Below are 21,921 nucleotides of genomic sequence, written 5' to 3'. Positions count from 1 at the left end.
CCATTAAAATAATGGAGATCCATCTGCATGTCTCAGTCATTCCTATTAATTAAATTTAGTTTACTTGCTGTTGCTGTTTCTTCTGCTTGTGTGTCAGCACAAGAAAAAACACAAACTGGCGAGGAGAAAAAAACAGAAGTACTTACCGTTTATGCGACTGGTAATGAGCGTGATAGCTTTACGTTACCCATGATGTCAACCGTTATTAAAAATAACAATGCGTTGTCAGAAACCGCAGGTAGTGCTTCTGAACTACTTCGTCATGTGCCCGGAATTTCTATTTCAGGCGCAGGTCGTACTAATGGTGAAACCATCAGTATGCGTGGATACAGTAAAAATGGAATATTGACACTTGTAGATGGTGTACGTCAAGGAACTGACACTGGCCATATTGATAGTATTTTTGTTGACCCTCTTCTTATAAAGCAAGTTGAAGTGGTTAGGGGGCCTTCTGCATTATTGTACGGTAGTGGGGCACTTGGCGGTGTTATTGCTTACGATACAGTTGATGCGAGCGATCTACTTTCAAAAAATGAACAAGGCGGTGTACGTGTCACTGGTCTTGGTAATACCGCACAACATAGCCAAGGTTTAGGAGTTACCGCTTTTGGTAAACACGAGAAGCTTGATGGTCTTGTTGCATTATCAGCACGTGATAAAGGTGATATACGTTATGGTGGGGGTTATCGTGCACAAAATGATGAAACCATTATTAACCTACTCTCCAAAGGGCGTTGGTTTATTGATGATAGCAATACTTTAAGTGGTCAATTCCGCTATTACCATAATAATGCTCATCAACCTAAAAACCCTCAAATTGCTGGAAATTCCACACTGACAAATGTGGAAACTGACCGAACAACAACACAAAAAGATGCACAGTTAACCTATCAATACAATCCTTCAGATTTACAATGGATTAATCTAAAAACACAAGCCTATTACAGTGAAGTTGATATCAACGCTAAAACAGTACAAAAAGGATTTGAAGGTCGAGAACAAAAAACGTATGGCGTAAAACTAGAAAACCGCTCACAACTCGCCATGCAGAGTTTCGCGTCACATGGCTTTACTTATGGTGGTGAAGTATATAAACAGAAACAATCACCAAGTCAAAATGCAGAAAGCTTCCCACAAGCAGATATTCATTTTATGTCAGGTTGGGTTCAAGATGAAGTCACTTTACGTGATTTGCCTGTCTCCTTAATTTTAGGAACCCGTTTTGATAAATATAAAAGCCAAAACGATCGTTATGATGATATTACCGCTGATAAATGGTCATCCAAAGGAGCCATCAGCATCACACCTACCGATTGGTCAATGCTTTATACCTCTTATTCACAAGCGTTTAGGGCACCTTCTTTAGGCGAAATGTACAACGATGCTAAGCATTTTGATGCCCCGTTCCCAGGAGCACCAACAAACTATTGGCGTCCTAACCCCAATTTAAAGCCTGAAACCAATTCAACCACTGAATACGGATTTGGCTTTCAATTCGACGACTTATTATCTAATAATGATAATCTGAAAATTAAAGCCGCCCATTTCAATACTCGCGCAAAAGATTATATTGATGCAGATGTCGCTATTTTTCAGGGATATACACAATCAACAAATATTCCAAGAGCAACTATTTGGGGGTGGGATGTTTCTATGAGCTACCAATCTAAATTCTTTAATTGGGACTTAGCGTATAACCACACCAAAGGAAAAGATAATGCTACAAATGCCTCAATTACTTCGATTGAACCGGATACTTTGACCAGTCGCTTTGATGTTCCAGTTCCAAGCACAGACTTTTCAGTGGGTTGGGTCGGTCAATTTACGAAAAAAACAGATTTTACCAAACATAATCGCTTTAATCGCCCAGTTAATAATCAACAAGCAGGTTATGGCGTCAATGATTTTTACCTTCGCTATGAAGGAAGTGCTTCATTAAAAGGATTAACAACCTCATTTGTACTGGGTAACGCATTTGATAAAACTTATTATTCTTCTGCCGGTATTCCTCAAGAAGGTCGTAATGCAAAAGTGCTTGTGAGTTACCAGTGGTAATAAACAATAAAATCAACAATATAATAGGAGTTTCTGTGAATAAACCTCTTTATGAGAGCTACCTGCAAGCTAAAGCGGATAAAAAAGCACCTTATGCCCGTGATCTGGCTGCATACTTAAATGTAAGTGAAGCCGAATTAACCCATGCACGCATAGGACATGATGCAAAACGCTTACGTAACGATGTGCAAGAATTATTAAAAGCCTTAAGTAAAGTAGGTGAAGTCAAAGCCATTACTCGTAACGATATCGCCGTTCACGAACAACTTGGTGAATACACTAATGCTCGCTTTAACGATCACGCTGGTTTGATTTTAAATCCTCGTGCAATGGATTTACGCTTTTTCTTCGCTTATTGGTCTAGCATTTTTGCACTCGCTGAAGAAACCTCAAAAGGAACTCGCTATAGCATTCAGTTTTTTGATATGCATGGCGATGCATTACATAAAGTCTATGCAACTGACAATACCAATATGGATGAATGGAATGCGCTAATCCAATCATTTTTATCGGAAGAAAATCCAGCTCTCGACATTACCCCTATCGAACCTTATTCAAACACACCGGTTAGTCATGAATTGGCAGAGCAACTTGAACAACAATGGCGTTCAATGACCGATGTTCACCAATTTTTCAAACTACTAAAAGAAAATAATTTGAGTCGTCAACAAGCCTTTAAAGCTGTTGCCGATGACCTTGCTTATCAAGTCGATAACAGTGCACTGAAAACCTTATTAACCCTCGCTAAAGAAGCACAAAATGAGATCATGATTTTTGTCGGAAGCCGTGGTTGTGTGCAAATCTTTACGGGGCAGATTGACCGTTTAGTTCCTCATCAATTTGAGAATAGCGATCAAGTCTGGATTAACGTTTTCAATCCTGCATTTACGCTTCATTTAATTGAAAGTGAAATCACTGAAAGCTGGATCACTCGCAAACCAACTCAGGATGGTTTTGTCACCAGTCTTGAAATCTTTGATAGCAAAGGCCAACAGATTGCTCAGCTTTATGGACAACGTACTGAAGGCACTGCAGAGCAACAACAATGGCGCGAGCAAGTTAATACTCTTACCAAAATAGCCTAATCGGAGAATGAGTTAATGAAAAAATGGCTTCTTTTGATCCTGTGTAGCGTAATGTCGTTTGCCAGCTCCGCCAATGAACGTATTGTCACTATTGGTGGTGATATCACAGAGATCGTTTTCGCATTAGGTTCAGGTGAACAAATTATTGCACGAGACAGCACTAGTTTAGTCCCTGAACAAGTGAAAGCACTCCCTGATGTGGGTTATATGCGAATGCTAAACCCCGAAGGTATCTTATCGGTCAAACCAACATTAATTATAACCAGCGAACTCGCTCGCCCTTCTTTAGCACTACGCCGAATAAAAGAGGCAGGAGTCACCGTTAAAACGATTACAGGTACACATTCATTAGAAGCCATTAATGAAAAAATAGACACTATTGCCACTATTTTAAATAAACAAAAAGAAGGTGCTCAGCTAAAAGAAAAACTCACCCTATCTATTAGCCAAATACCCACAACACCTATAGATAAAAAAGTCATTTATATCATGAGTCATGGTGGTGTTGTTCCTATGGCCGCTGGTCAAAACACTGCAGCAGATACCATTATTTCACTAGTTGGGGGTAAGAATGCAATGCAAGGCTTTACGAGTTACCGCCCTCTTTCTCAAGAAGGTGTTATTGCAAGCCAACCTGATATTTTGCTGGTGACTAAAGAAGGTATTAAAGGCATTGGCGGTATTGAAAAACTTTGGAATTTACCCGGTATAAAGTACACACCTGCAGGTAAAAATAAACATTATGTCGTCGTCGATGATATGGGTTTGTTAGGTTTTACGCTTTCAACACCTGAAGTTATGCATCAAATTCGCCAAGCATTGGAGCAATAATGTCGCGTTTTCGTTCACCGTGGATGAGTATTTTAGTTTTACTTTTTTTGCTCACCATTGTTACATTAATTTCTGTGAATAGCGGTGCATTGGCACTCTCATTTCATACATTATGGAATAGCTCTTTTGATGATATGGAATGGCAAATTTGGCTTGATATACGCTTGCCTCGTGTGCTTTTAGCTATTCTTGTCGGTGGCGCATTAGCGATATCAGGTGCGATCATGCAGGGATTATTTAGAAACTCATTAGCTGACCCTGGGTTACTTGGCATAAGTAGCGGTGCAGCACTAATGGTTGCTATCGTGATTATATTACCCTTCTCTTTTTCACCTGTATTCGCATTTTACAGTCATATTATCGCCGCCTTTGTTGGTGGCTTAATTGTGGCAATGATCATCTTTTCATTACATCAATTAAGTGATGGTAATTTAGCAAGATTATTACTTGCAGGGATCGCTATCAATGCACTTTGTATGTCATTTATTGGGGTCTTAAGTTATATCAGTACAGATCAACAATTACGTCAATTTTCACTGTGGATGATGGGGTCATTAAGCCAAATTGACTGGAAAACCTTATCAATTGCAACCCTTGTGATCATCCCTGTCAGCCTTTTAGCTTGTTGGCAAAGCCATAAATTAAACCTGTTACAACTTGGTGACGAAGAAGCGCACTATTTAGGATTAAACGTAAGGCGAACCAAATTTATTTTATTACTGCTTAGTGCCATTTTAATTGGTTGTGCTGTTGCTCTCAGTGGTGTCATTGGATTTATTGGCCTTGTAGTTCCACATCTTATTCGCATGCGCATTGGTAGTAATCACGTATGGTTATTACCTGCTACCATTTTAGGTGGTGCAACACTGTTGCTCGCCGCTGATACATTATCAAGAACACTGGTATCTCCAGCAGAAATTCCTGTGGGGCTCATTACAGGATTGATTGGTGGCCCTTATTTTCTTTGGCTTATCTTACGACAACCCGCGGGAAGGATGTCATGATTCAAAAACAAAACACTTCGTTGCTCTATGGAAATAATTTGACGTATCAAATTGGTGAAAAAAACATTATTAATGATGTGTCTCTTTCACTTAATGCCGGAGAGTTAGTCACTATAATTGGACCTAATGGTGCAGGAAAATCATCATTACTACGTTTATTGACAGGTTATACGACACCAACACAAGGTGAGTGCTATTTTAAACAAAAGACTTATTCGCAATGGAATAGCCAACAATTAGCACAAAACCGTGCTGTTATGCGCCAAAATAGCCAACTCTCATTTTCTTTTTCTGTAGAAGAAGTGGTTGCAATGGGAAGAAGCCCTCATGGGCAACAACATAAAAAAATAGCTATCGAAACGGCTCTACTACAAACAGATTGTTTAAAGTTTAAAGATAGAGACTATCGTCAATTATCAGGTGGCGAACAACAACGAGTGCAACTTGCCAGGGTATTAGCTCAATTATGGCATCCTACACCACAAGAAGCAGTATTATTCCTCGATGAGCCGACTTCAGCACTTGACCTTTACCATCAGCAACACAGCTTACGCTTACTAAAGCAATTAGCAAAAACACAACATCTTATGGTTTGTTGCGTTCTACACGACCTTAATTTAGCCTCACTTTATGCTGATAGAATTTTATTATTGCATCAAGGGAAATTAGTTTGTGAAGGTACCCCACACAATGTACTCACGACAGAAAATATCCAAAAATGGTATGGCGCAGATGTGAGTGTTGATACCCATCCAGAGCATTCGTATCCACAAGTTTTTCTTCGTCCATAAGTTATCTTAGTTTTACTCAGTTACCTTCTAACATATGTTTTCTAGATTGTGACTGAGTTAATTTATTTTTATATGCTTATTTATTTCAAATAAAATACACTAAGTAACACCACCTTAATTGATTAATAAATCTTATTTTAAAATTTCCCTATTTAGTCAAATAAATTGACTTTTAAATACACCTTAATCATTGATTAGCTTATAAATCACACGGAAAAACATAACAATCTAAAAAATAAACGGTATAACAGAATTACCAAATAAAAAATAAATCAATAAATTCAACAAAATAAAATACATCCAAAGCAATTTTTTTAATCAAAAATTTCCATTAAGCTCTACCTTACTTGAGATATATAGCTTTTACCTATTAATTTGATAATGATTATCAATAACGAAAAGCACTTTTTGCCTACCAGTTATTTTCCCCATGCTTAAAATAGGTTATAAATAACATACGTTACTATTCTATTTACTTGGGCACTGTGTCCCCACCATTTTTGTGGGAGGTTTTATGGCTGAAAATGTCGTTAATGATATTCTAAAATGGTTAGAAACCCAGTTACAACGTAACGAAGGTATAAAAATCGATACTATTGCGAACAAAAGTGGTTATTCAAAATGGCACTTACAACGCATATTTAAAGATTTTAAAGGCTGCACATTAGGCGAATATGTCCGCAAACGTCGCTTATTAGAAGCGGCTAAATCATTACAAGAAAAAGATATGTCTATTTTAGACATCGCTTTAATGTATGGCTTTAGCTCTCAAGCAACATTTACTCGTATTTTTAAAAAACATTTTAATACTACACCCGCTAAGTTTAGAGAAAATGGCACTATGCCAGATACACATTGCTTTATGTCATGTGAAAATCACTGATTAATTTAGCATTTATAAGGTGTCATAAAAAAACCAGCTATCATCGAGCTGGTTTTTTTGTGTTCTACTATATTTTTTGAACAAAAAATTAAGCGATTGCTGTCACTAACCACTCTTGAAGCTCTTTAAGCTCCATTTTATTGCTGGGATAACATGTTATCAGTTGTTCTATCAACACATTTAAAGATGCTGGTGTATAACGTTGTCCAACGAGCATATCTGACAGTGTTTCTAACGGTGCAGGATCTAAACTGTCAGTATAGATTTGACTTCTGACTACATTACCACGCTCAATATCAAAATGTAGTTCAACCCCACCCCATTTAAAACGATTATCTAACAAATGAGAAAATGCAGGGGCTTGCCCAAAATTCCATTCCCAACTACTTTGCTTAGCGAATGTCTCTTCAAAACCCGGTAAGTCAGGTAATTTTTGCGGGGAAATAATTTCTGCATCTACTCGTTCACCATAGTATTCAAAAAAGCTTTCGGTAATAGTTTCACAAAGTTTTTCGTGAGTAATATCAGTTTTCAGTTCGACTAAATTAGTCACTCGAGAACGTACAGAAGTGATCCCTTTAGCTTGAAGTTTTTTCGGATCTGGATTGAGGTAATTGGCTAATCTAGATAAATTAGCATTTATTAATAATGTGCCATGATGGAAACCACGATCTTTAGTCTCTTTATAAGCCGAGCCTGAAATTTTTCTTTCACCCTCTTCTTGCGGTACAACTAAATCATTACGCCCTGATGCTGTAGCTTGTATACCTGCCTTTGATAAGCCATCAAGTATAATTTGAGTTGAGATCGTTTTATTATATTCTGGTTTTCCCGCCATAAAGGTAAAACAGGTATTACCGAGATCGTGGAAAACAGCACCACCACCACTTGAACGCCGTGCTAATTTCACGCCATCTTCATCCATTTTTCGCGTATTACACTCTTTCCACGGATTTTGGGCTCGTCCAATAACTACCGTATTATCATTACGCCACAGAAAAAGTACACGCTGATCCGCTGGCATTTGTCTAAAAATACACTCTTCAACAGCAAGGTTAAACCAAGGATCATAAGATTCGGAAATTAACAGTCGCAACTTACCTGACATAAGGAATACCTATATGAAGAAAATAAGGTATAAGATAGCATAACTCTCAATATATTAGGGTCTTAAATGGCACTAAATTACAATCGGCGAGCTTGCCAGAATGTTTTTTTCCAATAGACATTATCAAGAGAGGAGCGAGTAACTCCTTTACTAGTTGATGCGTGAATAAATGTGTTGTCAGTGTCATAAATACCAACATGAAGTCCATTTTCACCACCACCAGTTTTGAAAAATACTAAATCCCCTGGCATTAAGTCACTTTTACTGATTTGTGTTCCATATTTGGTCTGATCGATAGTCATTCGAGGTAATTTAATATCAAAACGATCGCTGTACGTTTTATAGACAAACCCTGAACAATCAATACCTGAAGATGTCATTCCGCCATAACTATAAGGTGTACCATACCACTGCTCAAGTTGTGATTTAAGCTGCACTATCACCATAATAGGATCGGAAAGCTGTGTTTTTAAAGGGGGTGCTGGTGGAATGCGCTTTGACGGACTAGATGAACATCCAGCCAACAGGATAATACAGAGTAAGAAAGGATAGAAAACGGACTTTCTCATTGCATCCACCATTATTATTACGTGAGATTTTAAAATCTATCTGCTTTTTTAAGCAAAAACAAGTTATTGAAGGTGAATGAATCAAGATTAATAGAATAAATCGCACAATAACCAACAAGGTACAGAAAATAAAACCCAAACTTTGAATTTAGTGTGATGTTGACTCTTTGGGTTTCTGGCTAATCAGCCAAACGCCTATCATAATAAAAATAACGCCCGCTGTTTTTGTCCATGAAGGAGTTTCTTGAAACCAAGGTAATATCACTGCAAGGATATAAACAAAAACATAGCTCAAACTAATAAGTGGGTAAGCTTTATTTAAAGGGATAGTACGTAAAGTCAATAACCAACAAACCATTGACAGTACATACCCTACAAGCCCAGCAAATACAATGCTTAAAGGTGTAATATTGTCCCATAGCCATGAAAAATCAAACCACCGTTTTTCTAGCTGTAAATCCGGTAGCTCAGACATACCAAACTTTAACAACAATTGAGCAGCAGTGACTAATAGTGCGCTTCCCATCGCCCATAAATAGCCTTTCATGCTTGCATACTCATCAATACAATACCAATCATAATCGATGCAATACCAATCCAATGCTTCACATTTACAGGCTCTTTATACACAAACTGCCCGATTAATGTCACCACAATAAAATTAATACTTAACATAGGATAAGCAATACTTAGAGGAAGAATTTGTAATAGTCGTAACCAAAACAGCATCCCTAAACCAAGCATCGCAATGGCAACAAAAAGCCAGAAAATCGTTTTTCTGGCTTTTGTTAATGAGTCACTTTGCCAGCTAACCACCGCTTGTTTTTGACATACTTGCCCTATGCAGGTCAAAAAGCTCACAATTAGCAATAAAACAAAGGACATTAATTACGCTTCTCATACGTCAAAATAGCAACTCGATGATTTGTCACAAGCTCTTCAGGTCTTGGTAGTTGAGCTAATTTTTTCGGATCTTTAAACGTAATAACGACTGATACATTACCTTCTTTTCTTGCTTGCTCTAACCATTGAGCAAAATTATCAGGTTTAATTAATTTATGCTGAGAATCAGGATATTCTCTAATACCATAAGTTAACTCACCAGTTCTTTCATAAAGATAAATATCACTACGCTGTAATTCCCACGCCAATCCAGCACCAATCCCTACACTGTTACTTACAATGTATTTGCTCGCATTGAGTGTATCAATATTTTGACGAATAAATTCTTGAGGTAACTTTCCATCAACACTACTGTTAGGTATTGCCTGCCCAATGCACAAACTCACACCTAACGAGCAAGATGCTGCCCATAGCCAATGTTTACCATTAAGCGTAGAGCAAAGATAACCAATAATACCCCATAAAGAGAATGCGACGATGGCTAAAACCCATTTAGACCACTCATAAGGCATGTATATAGGTTTTGAAGAAGCAAGTTGAATGATTAAGATAGCGACAACGGCGGCAACACCAATAAAAATGTTGATATAGCCATTAATACGCAGTGCTTTCATTCTAAATTTACGTGCACAATCTACGCCATATTTTGCCATTAGCATTGCAAGCGGCGCCATAAATGGCAACATATATGTTGGTAACTTTCCTTTCGCAATACTAAAGAATAAAAACGGAACAACAAACCAGCACAATAAGAAAAACAGTTCTGGGCGTTTACGTCTTTTCTTCCATGCTCCCATTAATGCCCCAGGCAATAAACCAAGCCAAGGTATTACCCCTAACAATATAATAGGAATATAGTACCAGAATGGGGAACTATGCTGAGCATCTTCACCAGAAAAACGCTGAATATGTTCAATCCAAAAGAAATAATGCCAATAGTCAGGCTCTGCTTTTGCAATAGCTAACGCCCACGGCAAACTAATTAATGCAGCACTAAACACCGCAAGTAAGCCATAGAGCAACATTTGAGTAAATTGCTTTTGATAAAGAGTAATAGGTATCATCACAATGACAGGGATAGCTAATGCTAAAAACCCTTTAGTCATAAATGCCATACCACAAGCCAAACCTAATGTTATCCAAGCTAATATTCGTGTCTTTACCGTCGTCGCTTTCAGTGCCCAAAAACAGCAGACCATACTCGCGGTAACCCAAAGTGCTAACATAGGATCTAACACACTGTAAGTGCCTACGCTAAACACTAAAAACATGGATAAATAAATTAAGCTAGAAACAAAAGCGACTTGGCGGTTACGCCACATCATTCTTGCCAGTAAATAAACAAGTAATGTGCTTAATAAAATAGAAATAACTGAACCAAAACGCACAGCAAAATTTGTGTGGCCAAATATTAATTGGCTAACATTATTGATCCAATAACCTGCAACGGGTTTTTCGAAATAGCGAATATCGAGCATATGAGGAACAATCCAGTTCCCGCTCACCACCATTTCGCGGCTAATTTCCGCATAACGGGTTTCATCTGGTTGCCATAATAACCGGCTGTTCAATGGAAATAAGTAGGTAAGAACAAAAAAAAGAGCCAAGAGGATGGCCCCGATTTTACTCGCCCGGTTATTCAACATAGTTTCGTTAGACCTCTTGTTGGCACCCTAACCAGCCTTCTCGACCTGGAAAGTCAGATCGAACAACTTTACCCATCGGAAGCGTTTCTTTATCTTGTGGTAATAAATCGCTTAACGGACAGAATTCGATGCCTTCATTTGCAATCATTGCCAGTAACTGCTCAAACTGAGCTGCTTTTGACATTCCTTCAACTTCGGTATGGATAGTATAAACAGGTATTCCACTGTCTTTTTTGATTTCATCAATAATAAATTGATTAAAATCCTCATCCTTTACCTTTGTGCCGACGACTTCATCATAAGTTGGTAATGTTACTGGAATTTGCACCGTACCGATAGAACCATTTTCTAAAATAGGTCTAAAAGGATGCGTTCCTCGACAATCACTATTGTAATCGAATTGAAAAGTTTCTTTAACCGTTAATACGCGCTCATCAGCGCGCCATCCAGCAACTGCTGAACATTTTACAGGGTTTTCAAGTGCTTTTTCCAGTGCTTCGACACCTAAACGAACTTGTTGCATTAATTCTTCTGTTGACCAACGAGCAACTTTTGCTTGCCAACCTTGGTGATCCCATGAATGTAACCCTACTTCATGCCCAGCATTTTGGGTTTCTTTCATCAAATAACCTAGATTCTTAGCAATTTTTTTGCCTGGCCATGCTGTTCCTGCTAATAAAATATCTAATCCATACAACGATGCAGCGTTAGATCTCAGCATTTTCCATAAAAACTTTGGTTTTAAAAGGCGCCATAAATGGCGCCCCATATTATCTGGACCTACGCTAAAGAAGAAGCTGGCATGAATGTTATGTTTGGCAAATACATCCAGTAGCTGTGGAATACCTTGCTTCGTTCCTTGATAAGTATCCACATCAACTCTCAAACCAACTTTCTTCATTATCTGATCCTATTTATCGCCTAATTCTTCAACCGCACCACGTAAGAAGAAGTCTAATGTTTCCTCTACAGTTTGACGGGTTTCAATACTTGGTTTCCAGTCCAATAAACGCTCTGCATTTTTAATGCTAGGCTTACGGTGTTCAACATCTTGATAGCCTTTACCATAGTAACTACTACTTTCGATTTTCTTGAAGCCAGCAAATGGAGGGAAATGACCACGTAACTCATGTTTTTCAAAGCAATCTAACAGCATTTCTGCTAATTCGCGAATACTTGCTTCGTTAGTTGGGTTACCAATATTGATAATTTGACCATCACATTTGTTATCACGATTTTCAATAATACGGAATAACGCTTCAATACCGTCATTAATATCAGTGAAACAACGTTTTTGCTCACCACCATCAACCAATTTAATTGGTGAACCTTCAACTAAATTTAGAATTAATTGTGTAATGGCTCGAGAACTACCAATACGCGCTGAATTTAAGTTATCTAAACGAGGTCCCATCCAGTTAAACGGACGGAATAATGTAAATTTAAGACCTTCTTTAGCACCATAAGCCCAAATAACTCGGTCTAATAGCTGTTTAGATACAGAGTAAATCCAACGTTGTTTATTGATAGGGCCAACAATCAGACGTGAATTATCTTCATCAAATTCTTTATCATCACACATGCCATAAACTTCTGATGTGGATGGGAAAATAATACGTTTATTATACTTAACACAATAACGTACAATTTTTAAGTTTTCTTCAAAGTCTAATTCAAAGACACGTAATGGATTACGGGTATATTCGATAGGCGTTGCAATAGCCACTAATGGCAGAATAACATCACATTTTTTAATGTGATATTCAATCCATTCTGTATGAATACTCACGTCACCTTCAATAAAGTGGAAACGTGGGTTACCAATAAAGCGTTCAATTGCAGAAGAACCGATATCCATACCATAGATATCATAGTTATCATCTTTCAATAGGCGCTCTGTTAAATGGTTACCAATAAAGCCATTCACACCTAAAATAAGAACACGTTTACGACGTTTAACCTGTGCCGTTGCTTTTGGCCCAACGCGAACATCTGTCACAATGCCCATTTCAGCCGCTAAACGGCTTCCTTGAACATAAAGGCCATTTTCACTTTGACCTGTTACCACTTCGATTGCGCCTTTCTCACATGCAATCACTAAAGGTTCTGTTGATATAACTGTACCTGGACGCTTACCTTGATTATCTGCAACAACACGAGAACGCCAGATAATCATTTTACGTTCACCTAAGAAAGTAAATGCACCTGGGTATGGTTCAGTAACGGCACGCACTAAATTGTGAACTGTTTTTGCGTCCGCATTCCAGTCGATTAAACCATCATCAGCACAACGACGACCAAAGTAAGTAGCTTGGCTTTCATCTTGTGCAGTTGTTGAATAATCACCTGATGCAATATGTGGTAATGCACTAGAGAGTAATTTATTCGCTGCTTCTCTTACTTTTTCATGTAAAATCAGAGAAGTATCATTGTCTGTGATGGTAACTTTTTCTTGAGCAACGATATCACCCGCATCAGCTTTCGCTGTCATTTTATGCAGAGTAACACCCGTTTCTGTCTCACCATTCACAATCGCCCAATTAATTGGTGCACGTCCACGGTATTTTGGTAATAAAGAACCGTGTAAATTAAATGCGCCTTTAGGTGCCAAATTCAGGATCTCATCACTTAACATGTGACGATAATAGAAAGAAAAAATGACATCAGGTTTCATTTCACGAATACGTTCAATCCATAATGGATGATTGACATTTTCAGGCGCGAATACTGTCAATCCCATTTCTGCACTCACACGAGCCACTGATGAGAAGAAATGATTTTCGTTTGGATCGTCAGTGTGGGTAAATACAGCCTGAATATCATAACCCGCTTTTTCAAGTGCTTTTAAACCAACACAGCCGATATCGTGATAGGCAAATACTATTGCTTTCATTAGTCTTTTTCCTGATCTTCGTTGGGTTTGTTAACACCAACCACTTTTTGGATAAAATACCGAGGACGCGCTCTTACATCATTATAAATTCGGCCTATATATTCACCTAATAAGCCCATTGCAACGAACTGCGCACCGATAAACATAAATAAGATTGCGAAAAGTGTGAATACACCTTCAGCGGCCCACATTGCACCGAAAATAATACGCAAAACAATTAGAAGTAATGCTAAAACAAAGCCAGAAACAGCGATCACACTGCCGACAATGCTTAATAAACGTAGTGGTGCTGTAGTAAGACAAGTTAAAAGGTCGTACATCAGATTAATTAGCTTTAAAAAACTATATTTTGAATCACCATATTCACGCTCTGCGTGTGCGACATCAATTTCAATAGTACGACGAGCAAATGTGTTCGCAAGAATAGGAATAAAGGTACTTCTTTCGTGACACTGTAACATCGCTTCAACAATATGGCGGCGATATGCACGTAGCATACATCCATAATCTCCCATAGAACGACCTGTCGCCTTGGTTATCATGGAGTTAATCATTTTTGAAGCTGTTTTACGAAACCATGAATCTTGACGATTGCGACGACGGGTTCCCACAACATCATAACCTTCTTCTGCGGTTGTAACGAGTCTAGGGATCTCTTCAGGTGGGTTTTGTAAATCTGCATCTAATGTAATGATTAAATCACCATCAGCTTGGTTAAATCCAGCCATAATTGCAGAGTGTTGACCGTAGTTACGATTCAAAATAATTGCAATTACGTGATTTTCTTCAATAGCGGCTGCTTCTTCTAACATTTTGGCTGAATTATCACTACTACCATCATCAACCAAGATCAGCTCATACTCTTGTTTTAATTGCTTACAGCTTTTTATAGTACGCTCTAAAAGTTGAGGAAGGCTCTCTTCTTCGTTATAAACGGGGATTACAACCGATACTTTTTTGATTTTATCAAATGTTGACACTTAGATATGCTCCGAAAGAATTTCATTGATCGCATCTACAACGCGAATAACATCTTGATTACTCATATCAGGAAACAATGGCAGCGAGCATAACGTTGCAGAGTTCCATTCTGATTGAGGAAGGGATAAAGCGGGATAGCGCTCACGATAATATTTTTGTGTATGCGCCGCACGGAAATGAAGCCCTGTACCAATTTCCTTTTGCTTCAACTTTTCCATAAAAGTATCACGATCGATACCACAAATGCTTTTATCTACTCTCACCATAAATAGGTGATTAGCATGCAAATGAGGATACTCAGGAATACTCAACATCTCTAATGGTGAGTCTTTTAGTTTTTCACGATATAGTGCCACTAATTCAGCACGTTTCGCGTTCATTTCCTCTAAACGCCCTAATTGCACCACAGCAATAGCGGCATGAATATCAGATAAATTATATTTATAACCAGGCTCAACAACTTCAGCTTGAGGCTTGCGCCCTTGAATTTGTCTATCAAAAGCATCAACACCTAAGCCATGAAATTTTAAGCAACGTACTCGATTAGCTAATTCGTCATTATCAGTAACAACCAATCCACCTTCAGCACAAGTTACGTTCTTAATAGCGTGAAAAGAGAAAATAGAGGTTCCTTTTTCACCAATCCATTCATTTTTATAGCGTGTGCCAATCGCATGTGCTGCATCTTCAATAAGAGGAATTCCCGCATCTTGTGCTACTTTTCGTAATGCATCCAGATCACAAGGCGCACCGGCATAATGAACCGGAATAATTGCCTTCGTTCTAGGGGTAATCGCCTTTTTGACATCCTCTGCACTTACCATCAAAGTATCACGGTCAACATCAATCATCACCGGCTCTGCGCCTAGTAATGTAATGATATTAATGGTTGACACCCACGTTTGTGATGGTGTGATAACTTCATCACCTGCGCCAATCCCCATAGCCATTAGAACAACATGCATACCCGCAGTGGCCGAGCAAATTGCAATAGCATGTTTGCTACCAAATTTTTCACAAAAGTCTTGCTCTAATTGATGGTTCTGAGGGCCTGTTGTGATCCAACCTGAACGCAATACATCTTCAACGGCTTTGATTTCTTCATCGCCAATCGCAGGGCGAGAGAAAGGAAGGAAATGACTCATAAAAATGTAGCCTAATTAATGAATGAATAAAAACAATTATATACAAACTATTGCTCACCGACATCCGTCTTATTAAGAAAACATTAAAAAAACCTTAATAATTACTTGGGGATAATCATCTCAATAGCCATAATATTAAAAAACTTGCCAATCAATATGATCAACATCATTGATGCATTTGATATTCGTATTAAATGTAGTTGATAATAATTTTTCGTCCAATAAGAGCGCAGGTGATCCAGAATCAATCAAATATCCATTTTTTATTAGCCAAATTCTGTCTGCTTTTTGATAGGAATGATTTAAATCATGTGTACTCATAATAACTGTACCACCTTGTTGGCAAAATATATCAAGCCATTTGTCCAAAATTGCCAATTGCACGACATCTAGATTATTCGTTGGTTCATCAAGTAACATTAACTTTCCTTTTAAATCGTAACTTGACCATAACTGAATAAATGCGCCAGCGAGCCTGATACGTTGCCACTCCCCCCCAGACAAATGATGAATATTTTTTGATAATAAATCATCAATCTGAAAATCACTCAACAATATATTTAATTGCTCAACGTCCATTTCAGACACTTTGTGATATAAAGCGAGGTAATGAAAAACGGGCATAAAAGACAAAGCCTCTAATTGTTGTATAACAATGCTTTGCATTCTAGAAAGATCATCATATTTATAATGTCTTATTGAGGTTTCGTTTAGAATAATTCCGCCACTAAATGAAACCTCTCCCGCTATAGCCATTAAAAGTGTGCTTTTTCCTGCACCATTCGCACCAATTAAGTGAATACGTTCACCATAATCCACAAGCTCTGTAAATGTATGAAGTCGATTATCAACATTCAAATTATCAAGCTTAAGCAGCGCCATATTACAAACGTCCCATCTCTTTTGTTACTAATAACCAGATAAACAAAGGGGCACCAAGTGTTGCCGTAATCACACCTATCGGAACTTCTGCACCATTTAGCATCAAGCGAGATAAAAGATCAGCAAGTAATAACAACCCACTCCCCGTGAGTGCGCACGCAGGTAACAGTGTTTTATAATGAGTTATGCCACTTAATCGTAATAAATGAGGCACAACAAGACCTATAAAACTAATAGCACCTGCTATCGCCACACTTAGCCCTATCAATAAACCGACAGCTAAGATAAATCCATTGCGCCATCGATTAACTGATACTCCTAATTGCTTTGCCCTAAACGAACCTAATGATAAATAATTCAGAATATCTGCGTGTAAAATTAGGATCGCAATTATCGGAATAAGAGCCCAAAATAATACTTGATGACGCCAATCAATTCCCCCAAAACTCCCCATCAACCAATACATTAATTGTCTTAAATCTAAAGCTGAACTGAAATAAACCAGCCAAGTCATGACGGCACTCGCCATAACACCTAATGCTACACCTATTAATAGCAACTGGGCATTAGACAGTTTTTTTATTTGAGCAAAACACATTAATAAAATAGTAATACCTAACGCGCCTAATACTGCCACACTGCTTATTAACCAAGGATTTGAACCAACGTGTAAAACAATCAGTAATACAATACACACACCAGCACCACTACTTACCCCCAATAATCCTGGCTCTGCCAACGGGTTTTGAAATAAAGCCTGCATAATAGCGCCAGCAATGGCTAAACTTGCTCCTACCATCATGACAGCAAGTGTTCTTGGTAATCGAATTTGCCAAATAAATAATTTAGCATCATCGGTTAACCACTGATGTGGAAATAAGGAAATTTCACCAAGAGAAAGGGAAAAAACAAAAAGCAGACTCAATATTGATGCCATCAAGAATAATTTTTTTCTATCGCCAATACTTTGCTTTTTTTTAAGTTCAATAAGAGGATTATCTTTACTCATTTTATTCCCTATTACCACTACCGCTTTTTTCATCGTTTTTATTTATAAAATACCTTTAATGCAACATAACATGTTCGTATTCAATGATGAAAAGCTAATTTTAAAACACCTTAATTGGGAGTGAATAATGACAGAGAGATGTGTCTATGATTACAGTATTTAACTAAATGATAAACAAGATAAACAATAAGAAACGTAGGTTATTAAAAAACAAAAAATCCTCAATCTAAAGACAAATATTTATTCAGATAATATCTGATAAATAAAACATCCTCTAAATTGGAGAGTCATAATAAAAGTATGGATAAAAAAGCAAAAAAAACGGCCTTCAATAGAAAGCCGTTTTGGGTGTTTTTAATTTTTACTCTTTTGGTGTTGCGCTTTCAACCCGGCTTTTTAACTTTTGTCCAGGGCGGAAAGTAACAACACGGCGAGCCGTAATAGGAATGTCTTCCCCTGTTTTCGGATTACGACCTGGGCGCTGATTTTTATCACGCAGGTCAAAGTTTCCGAATCCAGACAGCTTCACCTGTTCTCCATTTTCAAGAGAACGACGCACTTCCTCAAAAAAGGCTTCTACAAGGTCTTTTGCATCGCGTTTGCTAACACCAAGTTTTTCAAACAGATTTTCTGCCATTTCAGCTTTTGTAAGCGCCATAGGTCTAGTCCCTCAAGGATGCTTGGAATCGCTGTTTCAATGCTGCGACACAGTTACTTACTGTTGCAGCAATCTCATCTTCTTCCAGTGTATGCTCGATATCCTGCAAGATTATGCTAATAGCGAGGCTTTTATAGCCCTCTGCTACTCCCTTACCACAATACACGTCAAATAAGTTTATGCCAACTATTTGATTTCCGCCAACTTTCTTACATTCAGCTAAAATATCTTCTGCAGCAACATCATTCGGAACAACTACAGCGATATCTCTACGATTCGAAGGGTAACGAGAAATTGCTTTTGCTTGTGGTAAACTACGATTTGCAATTGCATTCCAACGTATTTCGAATACTACCGTACGACCGTTTAAGTCAAGTTTGCGTTCAAGCTCTGGATGAACAACGCCAATACAGCCAATGTATTCATTTCTCAGATAAATCCCAGCACTTTGTCCCGGATGAAGTGCTGAATGATTAGCTGCTTTAAATGTAATTTCATCTAGCTGGCCTGTCAATTCCAGAATTGATTCAATATTACCTTTCAAATCAAAGAAATCAACAGTTTGCTTCTCTAAAGCCCAATGTTCTTCATAACGGTTGCCCGCGATCACACCAGCCAGCATCAGTTCCTGACGTATTCCATATTCTGCTTGATTATCAGGAACAAAACGCAGACCTGCTTCAAATAACCTAACTCTAGATTGTTGACGGTTTTGATTATATACAGTGGTCGTTAATAATCCGGTCAGTAGAGACAATCTCATTGCTGACATATCAGCTGAAATTGGATTAGGTAGAATTAATGCTTCTTCATTTGGGTGTAATAAAGCTTGGATCTTCGGATCAACAAAGCTATAAGTGATAGCTTCTTGGAAACCATTATCTACCAGCATTGTTTTAACGCGTTTCAATGACAAGTTTGCTTCACGATGATTAGTCATCACTAAATCAGCACGTAATGGCACATCAGGAATATTGTTGTAACCATAAATACGAGCAACTTCTTCAATAAGATCTTCTTCGATTTGAACATCGAAACGCCATGAAGGAACGCTTGCTAACCAACCATCATTTTCAACAGTAACGGTGAAACCTAAACGAGTTAATGAATCCAGAACTTGTGCGTCATCAATAACGTGACCTAATAAACGGTCTAACTTGTTACGAGTTAATTTAACTGGTGCAATATTAGGTAAATATGCTTTATTGGTTACATCAATCACTTCACCAACTTCACCACCACAAATCTCTAACAGTAGTTTAGTTGCACGTTCCATTGCCTTGTATTGAAGCTCAGAATCAACACCACGCTCAAAACGATGAGAAGCATCTGTATGTAAACCATAACGGCGTGCACGACCTGTGATGGATAATGGAGAGAAGAATGCACACTCTAAAAATACATTTTTGGTTTCTTCATTAACACCTGAGGATTCGCCACCAAAAATACCCGCCATACCTAATGCGTGTTTTTCATCAGCAATAACTAGAACATCATCTTTTAATGTAATTTCATTGCCATCAAGTAAAGTTAGTTTCTCACCTTCTTTACCCATGCGAACAACGACAGCTCCCTCAACACGATCAAGATCGAACGCATGCAGAGGCTGACCCATTTCGAGTAGAATTAAGTTAGTTATATCAACAATTGGGTCAATAGAACGAATACCACCACGGCGTAATTTTTCTTGCATCCATAAAGGTGTTTTTGCCTTCACATTCATATTGGTGAAAACACGACCTAAATATCGAGGACACGCTTCTGGCGCTTCAACACGAACAGGAAATATCGCTGAAGAAGTTGCTGCAACCGGCGACATATCAGGTACTTGGCATTCCATTTTATTGATAACAGCGATATCGCGAGCAACACCTAAAATACCTAAGCAATCAGCGCGGTTTGGTGTAATGCTAATTTCAATAGTATTATCATTTAATTTTAAGTATTCACGAATATCCATACCAATAGGTGCATCGGCAGGCAATTCAATAATGCCTTCATGATTTTCTGAAATAGCCAACTCAGAAAATGAGCACAGCATACCTTCTGAAGGTTCACCACGCAGCTTTGCTGCTTTAATTTTGAAATCGCCCGGTAATACAGCTCCTACTGTTGCGACTGCAACTTTTAGGCCTTGGCGGCAGTTTGGTGCGCCACAAACGATATCTAATAATCTCTCACCGCCTACGTTGACTTTAGTCACACGTAATTTATCTGCGTTTGGATGTTGCCCACATTCAACAACTTCGCCAACAAACACACCGTGAAAATCACCGGCAACAGCTTCAACACCATCAACTTCAAGACCAGCCATTGTCAGCTGTTCAGAAAGTTCTTCGCTACTTATCGCTGGGTTTACCCACTCACGTAACCAAAGTTCACTGAATTTCATGAGATAATCCCACCTTATTTAAACTGTTTGAGGAAACGAAGATCGTTTTCGAAGAATGAACGCAAATCGGTGACACCGTAACGTAACATAGTTAAACGTTCCATACCCATACCGAACGCAAAACCTGAATAAACTTCAGGATCAATACCTACATTACGTAATACATTTGGGTGAACCATACCGCAACCCAGCACTTCTAACCATTTACCATTTTTGCCCATAACATCAACTTCAGCAGAAGGTTCTGTGAATGGGAAATAGGAAGGACGGAAACGGATTTCCATATCTTCTTCAAAAAAGTTTTTCAGGAAATCGTGCAGTGTTCCTTTCAAATTGGTAAAGCTGATATCTTTATCAACAATTAAACCTTCAATTTGGTGGAACATTGGTGTGTGAGTCTGATCGTAGTCATTACGATATACACGACCTGGTGCAATAATGCGGATAGGTGGTTGTTTATCTTGCATGGTACGAATTTGCACGCCAGATGTCTGCGTACGCAGTAAACGTTTCGCATCAAACCAGAATGTATCGTGATCAGCCCTTGCTGGATGATGAGCAGGAATGTTTAACGCATCAAAATTATGATAATCATCTTCAATTTCAGGGCCTGATTCTACAGAAAACCCTAATTCGCCAAAGAAAGTTTCAATACGTTCAATTGTACGAGTTACTGGGTGTAGACCACCGTTTTCAATACGGCGACCAGGTAAAGAAACATCAATTTTCTCAGCAGATAAACGTTCGTTTAATAATGCTGATTCCATAATTTCTTTACGAGAGTTCAGCGCTTGCTGAACTTCTTGTTTAGCCTGGTTAATGACAGCCCCTGCAGCTGGACGATCTTCCGCGGGTAAGTCGCGCAGCGTGGACATCTGAAGCGTTAAATGACCTTTTTTCCCCAAGTATTCAACACGAACCGAATCCAGCGCAGCAACATCCTGTGCCTCTTCGATAGCTGCTTTAGCTTGAGCAACGAGTTCAGCGAGATGTGGCATCGTTTCCTCTTCCTTTGACCTGATGAGGTCTATTAGTTGTTATCAATGATGACGAATAAAATTGCCCTTTTTGGTTTCTAACCCAGTA

At 38.4% G+C, this 21,921-nt stretch carries 20 protein-coding genes; 6 read left to right on the top strand and 14 right to left on the bottom strand.

What is annotated here, in order from left to right; translation table 11 throughout:
• Nucleotides 1–27: 27 nt before the first annotated feature.
• From GTH24_RS08075 to GTH24_RS08050, 6 genes are all read left to right on the top strand, one after another.
• Nucleotides 28–2,055, top strand: coding sequence for a TonB-dependent hemoglobin/transferrin/lactoferrin family receptor (locus GTH24_RS08075; protein WP_115349635.1), 2,028 nt, complete (start codon nucleotides 28–30; stop codon nucleotides 2,053–2,055).
• Between the two features lie 35 nt (nucleotides 2,056–2,090).
• Nucleotides 2,091–3,140: a hemin-degrading factor gene (locus tag GTH24_RS08070; protein ID WP_072070338.1), complete on the top strand. Its 1,050-nt coding sequence runs from the start codon at nucleotides 2,091–2,093 to the stop codon at nucleotides 3,138–3,140.
• 15 nt (nucleotides 3,141–3,155) lie between these two features.
• On the top strand, nucleotides 3,156–3,971 hold the full coding sequence (locus tag GTH24_RS08065) for a heme/hemin ABC transporter substrate-binding protein (RefSeq protein WP_072070341.1): 816 nt from the start codon (nucleotides 3,156–3,158) through the stop codon (nucleotides 3,969–3,971).
• A complete protein-coding gene (locus tag GTH24_RS08060; protein WP_072070343.1) occupies nucleotides 3,971–4,975 on the top strand; it encodes a FecCD family ABC transporter permease in 1,005 nt (334 codons plus the stop codon). The genes GTH24_RS08065 and GTH24_RS08060 overlap by 1 nt, the downstream gene beginning before the upstream one ends.
• Nucleotides 4,972–5,766 (top strand): heme ABC transporter ATP-binding protein, encoded by a 795-nt coding sequence (locus tag GTH24_RS08055; RefSeq protein WP_115349633.1) that lies wholly within the window; start codon nucleotides 4,972–4,974, stop codon nucleotides 5,764–5,766. The genes GTH24_RS08060 and GTH24_RS08055 overlap by 4 nt, the downstream gene beginning before the upstream one ends.
• 514 nt (nucleotides 5,767–6,280) lie before the next feature.
• Complete coding sequence (locus GTH24_RS08050) at nucleotides 6,281–6,649, top strand: helix-turn-helix domain-containing protein (RefSeq protein WP_072070346.1); 369 nt, start codon at nucleotides 6,281–6,283, stop codon at nucleotides 6,647–6,649.
• 88 nt (nucleotides 6,650–6,737) lie between these two features.
• Here GTH24_RS08050 and GTH24_RS08045 read toward each other — a convergent pair whose 3' ends face one another.
• From GTH24_RS08045 to pheS, 14 genes are all read right to left on the bottom strand, one after another.
• Nucleotides 6,738–7,757, bottom strand: coding sequence for a lipoate--protein ligase A (locus tag GTH24_RS08045; protein ID WP_072070349.1), 1,020 nt, complete (start codon nucleotides 7,755–7,757; stop codon nucleotides 6,738–6,740).
• 77 nt (nucleotides 7,758–7,834) lie between these two features.
• Nucleotides 7,835–8,326: a C40 family peptidase gene (locus GTH24_RS08040; RefSeq protein ID WP_036913240.1), complete on the bottom strand. Its 492-nt coding sequence runs from the start codon at nucleotides 8,324–8,326 to the stop codon at nucleotides 7,835–7,837.
• Nucleotides 8,327–8,474: 148 nt separating this feature from the next.
• On the bottom strand, nucleotides 8,475–8,873 hold the full coding sequence (gene arnF / locus GTH24_RS08035) for a 4-amino-4-deoxy-L-arabinose-phosphoundecaprenol flippase subunit ArnF (RefSeq protein WP_072070351.1): 399 nt from the start codon (nucleotides 8,871–8,873) through the stop codon (nucleotides 8,475–8,477).
• Nucleotides 8,870–9,211, bottom strand: coding sequence for a 4-amino-4-deoxy-L-arabinose-phosphoundecaprenol flippase subunit ArnE (arnE, locus tag GTH24_RS08030; protein WP_072070353.1), 342 nt, complete (start codon nucleotides 9,209–9,211; stop codon nucleotides 8,870–8,872). The genes arnF and arnE overlap by 4 nt, the downstream gene beginning before the upstream one ends.
• Nucleotides 9,211–10,875 (bottom strand): lipid IV(A) 4-amino-4-deoxy-L-arabinosyltransferase, encoded by a 1,665-nt coding sequence (arnT, locus tag GTH24_RS08025; protein ID WP_072070354.1) that lies wholly within the window; start codon nucleotides 10,873–10,875, stop codon nucleotides 9,211–9,213. Before arnT ends, arnE begins: the two co-directional genes overlap by 1 nt.
• A gap of 7 nt (nucleotides 10,876–10,882) precedes the next feature.
• Nucleotides 10,883–11,776: a 4-deoxy-4-formamido-L-arabinose-phosphoundecaprenol deformylase gene (gene arnD, locus GTH24_RS08020; protein ID WP_072070355.1), complete on the bottom strand. Its 894-nt coding sequence runs from the start codon at nucleotides 11,774–11,776 to the stop codon at nucleotides 10,883–10,885.
• 9 nt (nucleotides 11,777–11,785) lie between these two features.
• A complete protein-coding gene (arnA, locus tag GTH24_RS08015; protein ID WP_072070358.1) occupies nucleotides 11,786–13,768 on the bottom strand; it encodes a bifunctional UDP-4-amino-4-deoxy-L-arabinose formyltransferase/UDP-glucuronic acid oxidase ArnA in 1,983 nt (660 codons plus the stop codon).
• Nucleotides 13,768–14,748, bottom strand: a complete 981-nt coding sequence (gene arnC, locus GTH24_RS08010) for an undecaprenyl-phosphate 4-deoxy-4-formamido-L-arabinose transferase (RefSeq protein ID WP_115349627.1) — start codon at nucleotides 14,746–14,748, stop codon at nucleotides 13,768–13,770. Before arnC ends, arnA begins: the two co-directional genes overlap by 1 nt.
• Entirely contained in the window at nucleotides 14,749–15,894 is a 1,146-nt protein-coding gene (arnB, locus tag GTH24_RS08005) for a UDP-4-amino-4-deoxy-L-arabinose aminotransferase (protein ID WP_072070361.1), read from the bottom strand.
• Nucleotides 15,895–16,029: 135 nt separating this feature from the next.
• On the bottom strand, nucleotides 16,030–16,776 hold the full coding sequence (locus tag GTH24_RS08000) for a vitamin B12 ABC transporter ATP-binding protein BtuD (protein WP_072070363.1): 747 nt from the start codon (nucleotides 16,774–16,776) through the stop codon (nucleotides 16,030–16,032).
• A gap of 1 nt (nucleotide 16,777) precedes the next feature.
• Nucleotides 16,778–17,785, bottom strand: a complete 1,008-nt coding sequence (gene btuC / locus GTH24_RS07995) for a vitamin B12 ABC transporter permease BtuC (RefSeq protein ID WP_164526207.1) — start codon at nucleotides 17,783–17,785, stop codon at nucleotides 16,778–16,780.
• A 361-nt stretch (nucleotides 17,786–18,146) separates the two neighbouring features.
• Entirely contained in the window at nucleotides 18,147–18,443 is a 297-nt protein-coding gene (ihfA, locus tag GTH24_RS07990; protein WP_036937394.1) for an integration host factor subunit alpha, read from the bottom strand.
• Nucleotides 18,444–18,447: 4 nt separating this feature from the next.
• Nucleotides 18,448–20,835 (bottom strand): phenylalanine--tRNA ligase subunit beta, encoded by a 2,388-nt coding sequence (pheT, locus tag GTH24_RS07985; protein ID WP_072070366.1) that lies wholly within the window; start codon nucleotides 20,833–20,835, stop codon nucleotides 18,448–18,450.
• A gap of 14 nt (nucleotides 20,836–20,849) precedes the next feature.
• Entirely contained in the window at nucleotides 20,850–21,833 is a 984-nt protein-coding gene (pheS, locus tag GTH24_RS07980) for a phenylalanine--tRNA ligase subunit alpha (protein WP_072070368.1), read from the bottom strand.
• Nucleotides 21,834–21,921: the final 88 nt, after the last annotated feature.

This window comes from Proteus vulgaris (genome assembly GCF_011045815.1).
Classification (GTDB): Bacteria; Pseudomonadota; Gammaproteobacteria; order Enterobacterales; family Enterobacteriaceae; genus Proteus; species Proteus vulgaris_B.
The sequence above is the reverse complement of the archived record's forward strand: the minus strand, read 5'-3'. Positions and strand labels throughout refer to the sequence as shown.